Raw genomic sequence first — 13,337 nt, forward strand, 5'->3', positions numbered from 1 at the left:
GACGGCCGCCTCGGCGGCGTCGCCCAGCCCGCCGGGATCGTCGTACGGGCGCAGGGCGGCGACGCGGCGGGCGAACGCGCGCGAGGCGCAGCAGCTCAGCAGCTCCTCCTCGGCCTCCGGAGGGCTGAGCGCGTTGAAGCCTGCCAGGCCGCGTCGAGCGGGTGTCACTTTCGGCATGCCAGCAAGTAGACCGCCACCGGCGGGCGTGGTCCAGCGGCGGGAGCTCCCAAGTGGCCCAACGCATCGTCACGACTTTTCGTGTCATGCTCCAAGTGGTCCGGCCACGAGCCCGGAAAACGGCTTTCCGGACATCCGGCGACCTCCCCTAAGCTGGGTATCACCATGACCGAAACCTCACTCATCGGCGGGCACGCGCTGGTCACAGGCGGTCTGGCCACCGGCGGCCTGCGCTACGCCGCCGAGATCGAAGCGGAGATCATCCAGGTCTTCGTGACCAACCCCCGCGGCTGGGCGCTCGCCGAGGGCAGGGCCGCCGAGGACGCCGCGCTGCGCGAGTCGGGCGTCCCGATGTTCATCCACACGCCCTATCTGGTCAACATGGGCTCCCCGAACGCCGACACCCTGGAGCGGTCCGTCCTGACCATCCGGCACTCGCTCCGGCGGGGCGCCGAGACCGGCGCGCGCGGGGTCGTCGTGCACACCGGCTCGGCGGTGACCCAGCCGAGGGACGCCGCGATGCGCCAGCTCCGCGAGCACCTGCTGCCGCTCCTGGACGAGATCCCGGAGGACGGTCCCGACCTGCTGCTGGAGCCGATGGCGGGCCAGGGCCAGATGCTCTGCGCCACCGTCCAGGACCTTGAGCCCTACCTGTCGGCGCTGGAGTTCCACCCGCGCGCGAACCTCTGCCTGGACACCTGCCACGCCTTCGCCGCCGGGCACGACCTGGCGGCCCCCGGAGGCATGGGGCTCATGCTCGACGCCCTCCACGCGCTCGCTCCGGGGCGGCTCAAGCTGCTCCACGTGAACGACTCCAAGGACGTCTGCGGGTCCAAGAAGGACCGTCACGAGAACATCGGCGCCGGGCACATCGGCGTGGGCGCCTTCGCCGAGCTCCTGCGCCACCCGGTCGCGGCCGGGGTCCCGCTCTGCATCGAGACCCCCGGCAAGGCCGAGAAGCATCGCGAGGACATCGCTCTGCTGAAGAAGCTCCGCGACGGGGGCTGAGCCGCACGGGGGACCCGTACCGCGATGGCGGGGTGCTCGCTCAGGGGATCCGGCCGCCCCCCTTTGGGCCGGATCACCTGTGGGGCCTCGCGGCCGTCCGGCGAACACCCCGCCTCGCCGAGGCCGACGGGCCCTACCCCCCGGTAAGGGCCCGGCGACCTTTGGCGACCGCCGGATGCGCGCGTGGGCGCGGAAGTCCGGCGATCGCCATCGGTTCCGCGTATCCAAGGTCTTTCCGGCCCATGGGGCGGGTGTCCCCCCCGGTTACGCAGTGTGGCTCTTCGACGCGGATGACATTACGGTGGGTCATCGGGGTCATGTGGCCCGCTTGGACGGCCTCTCGCCAAGCGGTCAGTAGCCAGCGATATGCGGAACGTGCCGGCGCGACGAGCGGCGCCTCCGCACCGACGAGCGGCACACCGGGGGCTCGCGTCGGACCTTCTCACAGGCCCGGAGGACGCGGACGTCCTCACGGGTCGCGGGAAAATCGGTCACGGACCCGGGGAGACGCGGACGTCCTCACGGGTCGCGGCGGAGACGGTCACGGGCCCGGTGCGACCGGGTGGGCGCCGAACGGCAGGGCGCCGGCCGCGAGCGCGTCTGCACCCATCGGCAGGGCGGCGCGGGACTGCCGTACGAGCTGCTCGCGGACGCGGCGGGTGTGCCTCCGGCTCACGGGCAGGGTCGTGGCGCCGACGCGGAGCACGATGCGGCCCTCGTCGAAGCGCATCTCGGTGACGTGACGCGCCGACACGAGCGTGCTGCGATGGATCCGGATGAAGCCCGATGAGCCCCAGCGGCGCTCCAGTGCGGCCAGGGACATGCGCACCAGATGGGTGCCCTCGGCGGTGTGCAGGCGCACGTAGTCGCCGCTGGCCTCGGCGTAGGTGACGGCGTGCTGGGGGACGAAGCTGGTGCGCCCGCTCAGCTCGACCGGGATCACGTCGTCCATCGCGGCCTCGGCCGCCGACGGGCCGTACGTGGCCGATTCGAGGCGCCTGACGGCCTCGGCGACCCGGTCGGGCCTGAGCGGCTTCAGCAGATAGTCGACGGCCTCCAGCTCGAACGCCTGCACCGCGCGGTCGTCGTGCGCGGTGACGAACACCAGCTTCGGCGGGCTCGGGAAGGCGCCGATCAGCCTGGCCAGGTCGAGGCCGTCGAGACCGGGCATGCGTATGTCGAGGAACACGCTGTCGAGCCGCTCTCCGGCGCCGATCATGGCGACCATGTCCTGCAGCGCGGCGACGCCGTCTGAGGCCGTGAGCACCTGCTCGACGCGGTTGTCCTGCCGGAGCAGGTAGGCCAGCTCCGACAGCGCGTGCACTTCATCGTCAACCGCCAGGACACGGAGCATGAGGACAACGCTGCCGCCCGGAGCACCTCCCGGGCAAGCCCCATCTCAACATTGTGTGATGGTCTGAATCCGTTTAGTTGTGTCTTGGTCGGATTTTCGGGACGCGCATGCGGACCGTCGTCCCCTCGCCGGGAGCGGTGTCGATGACCAGCCCGTACTCCTGGCCGTAGATCTGGCGCAGCCGCACGTCGACGTTCGCCAGGCCGATTCCCCCGCTGTCGCCGCTCGGCGGCTCGCCGTCGAGCATCTCCCTGATCCGCTCGGGGTCCATGCCCGCGCCGTCGTCCTCGACGGTGATGTGGACCTCGTTGCCCACGTCGCGGACCACCACGCTCACCTCGCCCGACCCGCCGCCGCGGCGTATGCCGTGGGTGATGGCGTTCTCGACGAGCGGCTGGAGGCACAGGAACGGCACGGGCACCGGCAGCACCTCGCGCATGACGTCCACGACGAAGCGCAGCTTGTCGCCGAACCGCGCCCGCTCCAGCAGAAGGTAGCGGTCGACGCAGGTCAGCTCGTCGGACAGGGTGGTGAAGTCGCCCGCGCGGCGCAGGGCGTGCCGCGCGAAGTCGGCGAAGTCCAGCAGCAGCTCGCGGGCCCGGTCGGGGTCGGTCCTGGTGAACGAGGCGATCGTGGCCAGCGAGTTGCAGACGAAGTGCGGCGAGATCTGCGCCCGCAGGGCCCGTGTCTCGGCGTCCAGCGCCCGCCGCCGCGTGGCGTCCAGCTCGGCGAGCTCCAGCTGGCCCGACGCCCACTGCCCCACCTCGGTCGCCGCCCGTACGAGCGCCGCGCTCACCTGGGAGTCGTAGGCGGCCAGGGAGCCGATGACCCGCCCGTCGACGGTGAGCGGCACCACGACGCCGCTGCGGATGGCGCAGTCCTCCGCCTCGCAGAACAGCTCGTCGCCCGCGACCAGGTGCGGCCTCCCGCCGGCCAGGACGCCGTGCACGTGGCCCAGCAGGTCGCGGGTGCGCGCCTCGCCCGGGGCCTCCCAGGCGCCGTCCCAGGCCAGCACCTGATCGGTGGTGGTCACGGCGAGGCCCTCGGTGCCGAGAAGGGCGCGCAGGTGGCGTACGGCCCTGCGGGCGGAGTCGCGGGCGAGACCGGCCCTGAGGTAGGGCGCGGCCATCGCGGCGAGGTGAAGAGTGGTGAAGGTGGCGTTGTCGGCCTGGTCGTCGTGCCCGGCGTCGGCGCCGCGGCGGCCCAGGGCGTACCCCGCGAGACCGCTCAGAACGCATAACAGTGCCCAGCCGGTAAGGAACATGCGGGCAACCGTAATAGGTCACCTGATGTGATCGTGCCCGAACTCTGCGGAACCCTACGAAGGACCGTCTCCGGGGTCCTCCTGGTAGGCATAACGCTGTTCACGCCACGGATCGCCCAGGTTGTGGTAGCCGCGCTCCTCCCAGAACCCCCGGCGGTCGGCCAGCAGGTACTCCACGGCACGCACCCATTTCACGCTCTTCCAGGCGTAGAGGTGGGGGACCACGACGCGGACCGGAAACCCGCGCTCGGACGTCAGCGGCTTCTCGTCGAGCTCCATGGCGAAGATCGTGGAATCGCGGTCGAAGTCGTCGATGCGGAGGTTGGCGCTGTAGCCGTACTCCCCCCAGATCATGATGTGGCTGACCCCCGCCGCCGGAGGGGCCGCCTCCATCAGGGTCTTGGCCGACACGCCGCCCCATTCGTTCCCCATGATCGAGAACTTGGTGACGCAGTGGAAGTCGGCGACGACGGTCACGCGGGGCAGGGCGGAGAACTCGGGCCAGGTGAACCGGATCTCCTCGCCCGAGGCGGTGGCCCCGAACACCGACATGTTCCAGCGCTCGGGCCGGAACTGCGGAACCCGGCCGTAGTGGATGACCGGGCGGCCACGTGGGATGTACTGCCCGGGGGGCAGTCGGGTTTCCTCGGTTGGATCCGGCACGCAGCAATCCTGCCACCGCGCTCTTGACCGCGTGTCATCGGCACCCCGCGGATTCCCGGCGCCGGGTGCGCGATTTGGGCCGATGAGGCATGCGCTATGATTTTGGCGATGCGTACTGTATTCGAGTTTTGGTATGGCGACGGACCCGTGGAGCGGACCGTTCGCCGTCGGATGCTGCGCTGACAGGCAAACGTCGACGAAGGCCCCGGGTCCCAAAGGACCCGGGGCCTTCGTCGTTCTCCAGGCGGTTCTCATCGAGAAGGGGCACCATCATGGTCATCGTCATGTCTCCCGAAGCCGGTCAACGGGAAGTCGACGCCGTCGTCGACCTGGTCGTCACGGCGGGAGGCGAGGCCTTCGTCAGCCGTGGCGTGAACCGCACGATCATCGGCCTCGTCGGGGACATAACGCAGTTCGGCACCCTGAACCTGGGAGGCATGCCCGGCGTGGCCGACGTCATCCGCGTGTCGGTGCCCTACAAGCTGGTGAGCCGGGAGAACCACCCCGACAGATCGACCGTGCGGGTGGCGGGGGTGCCGATCGGGCCCGACACCGTCACCCTGATCGCCGGCCCCTGCGCGGTCGAGACGCACCAGCAGACGCTGGAGGCGGCGCGCATGGCCAGGGCGGCGGGGGCCAGCCTGCTGCGCGGCGGCGCGTACAAGCCCCGCACGTCCCCGTACGCCTTCCAGGGGCTCGGCGAGGCGGGCCTGCGGATCCTCGCCGACGTGCGCGAGGAGACCGGCCTGCCCATCGTCACCGAGGTCGTGGACGCCCACGACGTCGAGCTGGTCGCCTCCTACGCCGACATGCTCCAGGTCGGCACCCGCAATGCCCAGAACTTCGCGCTGCTGCAGGCCGTCGGGGCGGTCGGCAAGCCGGTCATGCTCAAGCGCGGCATGAACGCCACCATCGAGGAGTGGCTCATGGCGGCCGAGTACATCGCCCAGCGCGGCAACCTCGACATCGTGCTGTGCGAGCGCGGCATCCGCACCTTCGAGACCGCCACCCGCAACACCCTGGACGTCTCCGCCGTGCCGGTGGCCCAGCGGCTGTCGCACCTGCCGGTCATCGTCGACCCATCGCACTCCGGCGGTCGCCGCGACCTGGTGCTCCCGCTGACGCGCTCCGCGATCGCCGTCGGGGCCGACGGGGTGATCATCGACGTCCACCCGCGTCCCGAGCAGGCCCTCTGCGACGGCCCTCAGGCGCTCGTGGACGGCGACCTGGAGGAGCTGGCCCGCGTCATGCGCGACTTCCCGCCCCTGATGAACCGCGTGGCCGCCGCGCTCACCCCGGTAGCGTAGGCGTCCGCCCCGCGAGGGGGCGGCCCCGGGGCGCCCTCCCGCGCCGCTCGCCGCGCTAGGCGCCGTCCGCGCCCATGGCCACAGCGGCCCCGGCCAGCTCGGGCCTGGGGCCGGAGTCCTCGATCTTGTACTCCTGGACGGAGTCGGCGAGCTGGACCGCGAGCTCCTCGGCGTCCAGGCGCTTCTCGATCTGCCGCAGGTCGGCGATGCGGGCGTGGGTCTCGACCCGGCGCGGGGTGAGCAGGGTGCAGCAGTCCTCGTCGGGGAGCTCGGAGATCTCCAGGGTGCCGATGCGGCGGGCCTCCGCCATGATCTCGGACTTGTCCATGCCGATGAGGGGCCGCAGGATCGGCATGCTCACGGCGTCGTCGAGCGCGGTGATGTTCTGCAGGGTCTGCGAGGAGACCTGGCCCAGCGAGTCGCCGGTGACCAGCACGGCGCGCCGCAGGCGGTGGGCGACCTCCTCGGCGGTCTTGAGCATGAGACGCCGCTGGGCGACCACCTGGAGGCGGTCGGCGCCGGAGGTCTTCAGCGACTGCTGCGCCTTGCCGAACGGCACCACGAACAGCCGGGCCCTCACCTGGTACTTGCTCAGCGCGCGCACCAGGGCGTACGCCTTGTAGATCGACTCGGACGTGGTGAACGGGATGCCCGAGAAGTGCAGGAAGTCGACCTGGAGCCCTCGGCGGAGCATGCGGTAGGCGGCGACCGGCGAGTCGATGCCGCCCGACATCAGCACGAGGCCGCGCCCGCTGGTGCCCACCGGAAGACCGCCCTGGCCCGGAAGGCCGTCGGTGAAGACGAACACCTCGTCCCTGTCGACCTCGATGTGGACGGTGAGCTCGGGGTTCTTCAGGCGGACGGGCAGGCCGTACTTGTCGTTGATCTCGCCGCCGACCATGCGGTCGAGCTCGTTGGAGCGGAGGGGGAAGCGCTTGTCGCGGCGGCGCGAGCGCACCGCGAACGTCGCCTTGCGCTCGACCTCGGGGCGGCCGGCGACCAGTTCCAGGGCGGCGGCGGTGACGGCGTCGGGGTCCTTGGCGACCCGCCAGGCGCGGTGGATCCACACCAGGCCCATCACGTCGGTGAGCCGCGCGGCGATGGCGTCGGCCGTCTCGACGCCCGTGCCCTCGGGCAGCAGGATCGCGATGACACCGTGGCGCTGGCGGACGTCGACCTTCACGCCGGAGCTCTTCAGCGCGGACTTGATGTTCATCTGCAACTGCCGCTCGAACAGCTCGCGGTTCTTGCCCTTGAGGACGACCTCACCCAGTTTGAGCAGGACGCAGGGCTCGCCCAGAGCTGACGGGGGCACGACGGACATGGGGTTGCCTCCGGGCGGTGGTGGGAGTCGGAGTCGGGCTGCGTGCCGCGCGGAAGGTCGTTCCTGCGCAGGGCACCCTTCAATTTATCCCGGATGGCGGGGTCCCGGACCCCTCACACCGGATCCGCGCCCCCGCGCGCCCCTTCCTCGCCCCCCGGAAGACCCCGCCGTCAGGCCCGTACGCCCGAGGGCCCGGAGCACCGCCCCCGGCCGTCACGGCACGGGGGTGGTGCGGATGAGGCGGGACGATCAGCCGAAGAAGACCTCGGCCTCCTCGTAACGGGACGGGGGCACGGTCTTGAGCTCGGAGGTCGCGGCGTCCAGGCTCACCCGGACGATGTCAGTGCCGCGCAGCGCGACCATCTTGCCGAAGTCGCCGTCGTTGGCGGCGTCGATGGCCTGCAGGCCGAAGCGGGTGGCGAGCACCCGGTCGAACGCGCTCGGGGTGCCACCACGCTGGACGTGGCCGAGCACCGTGGTGCGGGCCTCCTTGCCGGTGCGCTTCTCGATCTCGTGGGCGAGCAGCTCGCCGATGCCGCCGAGGCGGACGTGGCCGAACGCGTCGAGCTCGCCGGCCTGGAGCGCCATCTGGCCCTCGATCGGGTGCGCGCCCTCGGCGACCACGATGATGGGCGAGTAGCGGGTCTTGAAGCGGCTCTCGACGTACTCGCAGACCTTGTCGATGTCGAAGGGCTTCTCGGGGATCAGGATGACGTTGGCGCCACCGGCCATGCCGGCGTGCAGCGCGATCCAGCCCGCGTGGCGGCCCATGACCTCGCAGATCAGCGCGCGGTGGTGCGACTCGGCCGTGGTGTGCAGGCGGTCGATCGCCTCGGTGGCGATGTTGACGGCCGTGTCGAAGCCGAAGGTGTAGTCGGTCGCGTTGAGGTCGTTGTCGATCGTCTTCGGCACGCCGACGACGTTGACGCCGAGGTCGAACAGCTGCTTGGCCACGCCCAGCGTGTCCTCGCCGCCGATGGCGATCAGCGCGTCGACCCCGCCGTCGGCGAGGTTCTTCTTGATGCGGTCGACGCCGCCCTCGATCTTGATGGGGTTGGTGCGCGAGGAGCCCAGGATCGTGCCGCCGCGCGGGAGGATGCCCCGCACGGTCTGGATCTCCAGCGGCATCGTCTCGCCCGAAAGGGGGCCGCGCCAGCCGTCGCGGAACCCCACGAACTCGTGGCCGTAGACGCCGATGCCCTTGCGGACGACGGCACGGATGACGGCGTTGAGCCCGGGGCAGTCGCCGCCCCCTGTAAGCACTCCGATACGCATGGCGGGTTCCTCCCGATGGGGTACACAGTCAGACTATGTTGAGCTCCGCGGGCTCCAGAATGCTTTCGTCGCATCGCCGGCGCGGCCACCAACGCAGAGCATTGTGCCCCAGCGGCCAACATTGGTCTAGACCAAGTGGTGGAGCGGCGTCTACACCGCCACGGCGAGCACGCACGAGGGGCTGCCGACCTTGAACGTCTCACCGGTGGGGGTGGGGACGCCGTCGTCGATCTGGAGCGTCGCCACGGCGTCGGAGCGCTGGTTGGCGACATACATGTGCTCCCCCGCGACCGCGAAGTGCCGGGGCCACAGCCCGCCCGAGTCTACCTCGGCCACCCGGGACGGCACGGCGTCCTCCACTCCGAAGACGGCGATGGTGTCGGGGCCGCGGTTGGCGACGTAGAGGTGGCGGCCGTCCGCCGACATCTCGATGTGGGAGACGTGGTTCGGGCCCTTCGCCTCGCTGGCCGGCACGCGTCCGATCGCGCGCCACTCGGCGTCGTAGACCGTGATCATGCCGTCGAGCTCGCCCGCGACGTACCACCGGCCCTCGTGGTGGACCATGTGGCGCGGGCCGCTGCCGGGCGCCAGCCGTGCCGGGCCCTCGGGATGCAGGTCGGGCTCGGTGCCGAGAAGGTAGCGGCGGACCTCGTCGGTGCCGAGGTCGGAGACGTGGAGCGCCCGGCCGGGGCCGAAGACGGCCTGGTGGGCGTGGGGCTCGGCCTGACGGGAGGGGTCGGGCCCATGACCCTGGTGGGGGAAGAGCCTCGGCCGCCCGTCGAACAGGCCCGAACTGCCGAGCCGGTACATCGCGAGCGTGCCGTCGCCGTAGTTGGCGACCGCGAGCCAGGTGCCGGTGGGGTCGACGGCCAGATGGCAGGGATAGGACCCGCCGCTCGTGCCGTCGGCGAGCAGGCCGGGGCCGTACGGGTCGGCGGAGTAGGCGGCCACGCCGCCCTCCTCGCGCTCCAGCACCGCGTACAGCACGGGCAGCCGGGGGTGCAGGGCGAGGAAGGACGGGCCGGGCGCGGCGGTCTCGGCCAGCGCCTTGAGCACGCCGCCCTCCTCCCTGCGGACCACGGTCAGCCCGGTACCCGACCCGCCGGTCTCGGGTGTGTATCCGCCGATGTAGAGCACGTCGTACCCCGAAGTCATGTGATCGACAATAGCGCCTTGGACCTACTTCGATCTTGACAGGGGCGCGCCGGGGCCCTCGCCACGGTCCCGATTCTCGGTGCGGGGGCCCAAGTGGCACAAGTCGCCCGGTCCGCGTCACGGTCTGGATCTTCGAGCCCGGACATGCTTGACTGAGGCAACAAATCAGTTGATCGGAGCAACGATGGACGAGCTCGTCACCGGGATCCGCGCCTTCAACCGCTTCTACACCCGCGTCATCGGGGTGCTCGGGGCCGGGATGCACGACACCCCGTACTCCCTGACGGAGGCGAGGGTCCTGTTCGAGCTGGACCGGCGGGACGAGATGGAGACCGGCGAGCTGCGGCGGCTGCTCGGCCTGGACGGCGGGCACCTCAGCCGGATGCTCGCCCGTTTCGAGGCCGGCGGGCTGGTCACGCGGGAGCGCTCGGCCGCGGACGCCCGGCGCCAGGTCGTCCGGCTGAGCGAGGCGGGCAAGGTCACCTTCGGGGCGCTCGACGAGGCCTCGGCCGCCGCGGTCCGCGACATGATCTCGCCGCTGGGCGAGGAGGACCGCCGCCGCCTGATGTCCGCCATGACCACCGTCCAGGAGATCCTCGGCGAGGCCCCCAAGCCGGAGCCGTACGTCATCCGCCCGCCGCGCGCGGGCGACCTCGGCTGGGTGGTACACCGGCACGGCGTGCTGTACGCCCAGGAGTACGGCTGGGACGAGACGTTCGAGGCCATGACCGCCCGCATCGTCGCCGACTACGTCCACGGCCACGACCCGAAGCGCGAGGCGGGCTGGATCGCCGAGGTCGGGGGCGAGCCCGCCGGGTCGATCTTCTGCGTCCGGAGGGACGACCGCACGGCCCAGCTCCGGCTGCTGCTGGTCGAGCCGTCCGCGCGTGGCATGGGAGTCGGCGGACGGCTCGTCGAGGAGTGCCTGGCGTTCGCCGGCAGGGCCGGGTACGAGCGCGTCGTCCTCGTCACCGTCGACGTGCTGGCGGGGGCGCGGCGCATCTACGAGCGGGCGGGCTTCCGGCTCGACGAGCAGCACACCGAGCACGACTGGGGGGCTGAGCTGACGATCCAGACCTGGTCCCGCGACCTCTGAAGCACCTGGCCGGGACCCGAAGCACCACGGCGAGCCCCCGAAGCACCGGAAGCGGGACTCGGAGCGCCACGGCGAGGCTCCGCGGAAAGACCGGGCAAAGGGCGGGTCTCGCCCGTTCGCGGCGCGCCCGGGACCGGCCCGGCGTCTGAGACCATCCAGCGAGCCCCGATCAGCACGGCACCAGCACGAGACCAGCCAGCAGGGCGGGCACCGCGCCGGCACGGCCCGGCGGTCGAGGGGCGCGGAGCCCGGCCAGGGGAGCCCGCCGATGACCTCGATGATCGTTTCCGCTCCGCCCGCTCCGGCGATCAGGAAGCGCAAGGCCCTCGTCTTCCTCGATCGCGAGAGCGGGCCTGGACCGGGACCGGCGGGCGGGCCCGACCGCAGGCTGGTCCACGCCCTCACCGCCCAGGGGTACGCGGTCGAGACCGCCGGCTGCGACGCGGGCGACCACCGGCGGGTCGGCTCCTTCCTGGACGCCGTCGAGCCCGGCGACCTGCTCCTGGTCCGCTGGTCCACCGAGTCGGGGTGGGGGCGGCGCGAGTTCGGCGCGCTGATGGGCGAGTTCTCCCGCCGGGTCGAGCGGTCGGACGGCGCGGCGCTGCTGCTGGTCGTCGACTTCGGGTGGCTGATCACGGCGAACCCCGGCCGGCCCCACGAGACCCGGGGCCGCCTGCGGGTCAGCGGCGAGCCCGTGGCGGCCGCCGCCGCCCTGACCACGAGCGCGACCATGCCGGGGGAACGGCCCGGCCGCACGGTCTCCCTCACCGAGATCATGGCCGACGGCATCCTGTCGGGCGAGGCGGACCTCGACCGGGACGGCACCGTCTCGGTCGGCGACCTCTACCGGTACGCGGAGGAGCGGTGCGCGGAGCTCGGCGCCGACCGGCGGCCCTACCTGCTCACCTACGGCGAGGGCGAGCTGATCGGCGTCGCCTCCGCGCGTGAGTCCGTAAACGACCTCGGCGCCGCCTTCGGGACCGCTCTCGCCCGCCTCGCCGTCGCGGGCGACGCCGTGCCGCCCGTCTCGGCCGCCGAGCTGGTGAGCAGGATCTACGACGTCCACCTCGGCGAGGACGCCAGGCGGCTGCTGCGCCGCGCGACCCTGCTGGCCGAGGACGAGCCGCTCACGTCCGAGATCGCCGCGTTGCTCGACGAGGGCGCCGCCTCCGGCGAGGCGGTGCGGGAGCTGGCGCGGTGGGGCCTGCTCGGGCAGGGCCGGCCGTTCTCCGACCCCGCGGTCCGCGGGGCCGTCACCGGACGGCTGGACCCCGAGGAGCTGTCGCGGGTGTCCGGCCTGCTGCGCCGGTGGCGTGCCGCCCGCCGCGGCGCGCGGCCCCGCACCCGGCTGACCGGCGACCGGTGGACCATCAACGACAGGCTCGGCCATCGGGTCCACGCCGAGGCCATCGCGGCGTTCGTCCGCCATCCCGACACGCGGCCCCCGCTGACCATCGGCATCAAGGGGCCCTGGGGGGCGGGCAAGACCTCGCTGATGCGCATGGTGCAGGATCTGCTGGATCCGGGCGCCGCCGAGGACCGGCCCGCCGAGATCCACCTCAACCGGCACCGCCGTACGCCGGAGGAGGTGACCAACGCGGAGGTGCTCGCGCGGTCCAAGGTCCCCGAGGAGGGCCGCGCGGAGTACGCGGTGCCCGGCGAGCTGCCGCTGCGGCACGCCGACTGGCGGCCGACCGTCTGGTTCAACCCGTGGATGTACCAGAGCGGCGAGCAGGTCTGGGCGGGGCTGGCCCACGAGATCATCACCCAGGTCACCGGCCGCCTGCCCCGAGGCGAGCGCGAGCGCTTCTGGCTGACGCTCAACCTGTCGCGGATCGACAGGGAGGCCGTCCGGAGGCGGGCCTACCGGCTGGCCGCCACCCGCCTGCTGCCGGTGGCCCTGGCGTTCTGCGCCACCCTGCTGTTCTGCGCCGCCGCCCTGGCCGCCGGGGCCCTGGTGCCCGCGCTGGGCTCCTTCCTGCGCGGCACGGCGGCGGCCGTCGGGTCCGGGGGCTCGCTGGTCCTGCTGGCCGCGACGGCCGTACGGCTGGCGCGGTTCCTCGGCGAGTCGGCCGACACCGCGTTCCGCAGGCTGGTCCGCCAGCCGGACCTGCTGGGCGTGTCCCCCGAGCTGGTCAAGGAGCTGACCCCCGACCCTGGCTACCGGTCCAGGACCGGGTTCCTGCACCTGGTGCAGACGGACATGCGCAGCGTGCTCGGCATGGTGGCCACCGAGGAGCGGCCCCTGGTGGTGTTCGTGGACGACCTCGACAGGTGCTCGCCCGGTACGGTCGCGCAGGTCATCGAGGCGGTGAACCTGTTCCTGGCCGGGGAGTTCCCCAACTGCGTGTTCGTGCTGGCCATGGAGCCCGAGGTCGTGGCGGCGCACGTGGAGGTGGCCTACCGCGACCTCGCCCGCACGCTGCCCGCGGCCATGGAGGAGCGTTCGGGTCTCGGGTGGCGGTTCCTGGAGAAGATCGTGCAGTTGCCGCTCAGCGTGCCGCTGCTGGACGACGGGGAACGGGTCCCCGCCTTCCTCCGCACCCTGCTCGACGTCCCCGCCGCGCCGTACGGCGGGCGGGCGGGCGCCCAGGACGGCGGCGAGGGCCCCGCCGGGCAGGCCCGTCCCCCGCAGCCCGATCCGGAGCTGGTCGACCGCCTTGAGGCGGCCATCAGGGCGCAGGGCCCGACCGCCGACGACCTCGACGCGGTCG

10 protein-coding genes are annotated in these 13,337 nt (G+C 72.2%); 4 read left to right on the forward strand and 6 right to left on the reverse strand.

All coding sequences use genetic code 11. The features are described 5' to 3' along the window. Nucleotides 1-342 precede the first annotated feature (342 nt). The gene (locus AB0B89_RS29920) at nt 343-1,185 is read left to right on the forward strand and encodes a deoxyribonuclease IV (protein ID WP_358559486.1); all 843 of its coding nucleotides are present in this window, start codon (nt 343-345) and stop codon (nt 1,183-1,185) included. Nucleotides 1,186-1,726: 541 nt separating this feature from the next. On the opposite strand, the gene AB0B89_RS29925 is transcribed toward AB0B89_RS29920, so the two are convergent. From AB0B89_RS29925 to AB0B89_RS29935, 3 genes are all read right to left on the reverse strand, one after another. Continuing rightward, nucleotides 1,727-2,539 (reverse strand): LytTR family DNA-binding domain-containing protein, encoded by an 813-nt coding sequence (locus AB0B89_RS29925; RefSeq protein ID WP_358559488.1) that lies wholly within the window; start codon nt 2,537-2,539, stop codon nt 1,727-1,729. A gap of 73 nt (nt 2,540-2,612) precedes the next feature. Continuing rightward, nucleotides 2,613-3,803 (reverse strand): histidine kinase, encoded by a 1,191-nt coding sequence (locus tag AB0B89_RS29930; RefSeq protein ID WP_358559490.1) that lies wholly within the window; start codon nt 3,801-3,803, stop codon nt 2,613-2,615. Between the two features lie 54 nt (nt 3,804-3,857). Then, nucleotides 3,858-4,466, reverse strand: coding sequence for a molybdopterin-dependent oxidoreductase (locus AB0B89_RS29935; RefSeq protein WP_358559492.1), 609 nt, complete (start codon nt 4,464-4,466; stop codon nt 3,858-3,860). 272 nt (nt 4,467-4,738) lie between these two features. On the opposite strand from AB0B89_RS29935, the gene aroF reads away from it, so the two are divergent. After that, complete coding sequence (aroF, locus tag AB0B89_RS29940) at nt 4,739-5,773, forward strand: 3-deoxy-7-phosphoheptulonate synthase (RefSeq protein ID WP_358559494.1); 1,035 nt, start codon at nt 4,739-4,741, stop codon at nt 5,771-5,773. A gap of 55 nt (nt 5,774-5,828) precedes the next feature. On the opposite strand, the gene thiI is transcribed toward aroF, so the two are convergent. The 3 genes from thiI to AB0B89_RS29955 form a co-directional block, all read right to left on the reverse strand. After that, the gene (gene thiI / locus AB0B89_RS29945) at nt 5,829-7,097 is read right to left on the reverse strand and encodes a tRNA uracil 4-sulfurtransferase ThiI (RefSeq protein ID WP_358559496.1); all 1,269 of its coding nucleotides are present in this window, start codon (nt 7,095-7,097) and stop codon (nt 5,829-5,831) included. 249 nt (nt 7,098-7,346) lie between these two features. After that, nucleotides 7,347-8,372 carry a 6-phosphofructokinase gene (locus tag AB0B89_RS29950; protein WP_358559498.1) on the reverse strand — a complete coding sequence of 342 codons (1,026 nt, stop codon included), beginning with the start codon at nt 8,370-8,372 and terminating at the stop codon, nt 7,347-7,349. 150 nt (nt 8,373-8,522) lie between these two features. Next, the gene (locus tag AB0B89_RS29955; RefSeq protein ID WP_358559500.1) at nt 8,523-9,527 is read right to left on the reverse strand and encodes a lactonase family protein; all 1,005 of its coding nucleotides are present in this window, start codon (nt 9,525-9,527) and stop codon (nt 8,523-8,525) included. 184 nt (nt 9,528-9,711) lie between these two features. Between AB0B89_RS29955 and AB0B89_RS29960 the strand changes: the two genes are divergently transcribed. Continuing rightward, nucleotides 9,712-10,623 (forward strand): bifunctional helix-turn-helix transcriptional regulator/GNAT family N-acetyltransferase, encoded by a 912-nt coding sequence (locus AB0B89_RS29960; protein WP_358559502.1) that lies wholly within the window; start codon nt 9,712-9,714, stop codon nt 10,621-10,623. 268 nt (nt 10,624-10,891) lie between these two features. Next, nucleotides 10,892-13,337, forward strand: a 2,446-nt coding sequence (locus tag AB0B89_RS29965) for a P-loop NTPase fold protein (RefSeq protein ID WP_358559504.1), incomplete at its 3' end; no start/stop codon positions are given.

The sequence above is a fragment of the Sphaerisporangium sp. NPDC049002 genome, from assembly GCF_040649355.1.
Classification (GTDB): domain Bacteria; phylum Actinomycetota; class Actinomycetes; order Streptosporangiales; family Streptosporangiaceae; genus Sphaerisporangium.

What these genes read in the sequence shown, in the direction of transcription:
- AB0B89_RS29920 (WP_358559486.1), top strand. Translation starts at nt 343, where the DNA reads ATGACCGAAACCTCACTCATCGGCGGGCACGCGCTGGTCACAGGCGGT.
- AB0B89_RS29925 (WP_358559488.1), bottom strand. Translation starts at nt 2,539, where the DNA reads ATGCTCCGTGTCCTGGCGGTTGACGATGAAGTGCACGCGCTGTCGGAG.
- AB0B89_RS29930 (WP_358559490.1), bottom strand. Translation starts at nt 3,803, where the DNA reads ATGTTCCTTACCGGCTGGGCACTGTTATGCGTTCTGAGCGGTCTCGCG.
- aroF (WP_358559494.1), top strand. Translation starts at nt 4,739, where the DNA reads ATGGTCATCGTCATGTCTCCCGAAGCCGGTCAACGGGAAGTCGACGCC.
- thiI (WP_358559496.1), bottom strand. Translation starts at nt 7,097, where the DNA reads ATGTCCGTCGTGCCCCCGTCAGCTCTGGGCGAGCCCTGCGTCCTGCTC.
- AB0B89_RS29950 (WP_358559498.1), bottom strand. Translation starts at nt 8,372, where the DNA reads ATGCGTATCGGAGTGCTTACAGGGGGCGGCGACTGCCCCGGGCTCAAC.
- AB0B89_RS29955 (WP_358559500.1), bottom strand. Translation starts at nt 9,527, where the DNA reads ATGACTTCGGGGTACGACGTGCTCTACATCGGCGGATACACACCCGAG.
- AB0B89_RS29960 (WP_358559502.1), top strand. Translation starts at nt 9,712, where the DNA reads ATGGACGAGCTCGTCACCGGGATCCGCGCCTTCAACCGCTTCTACACC.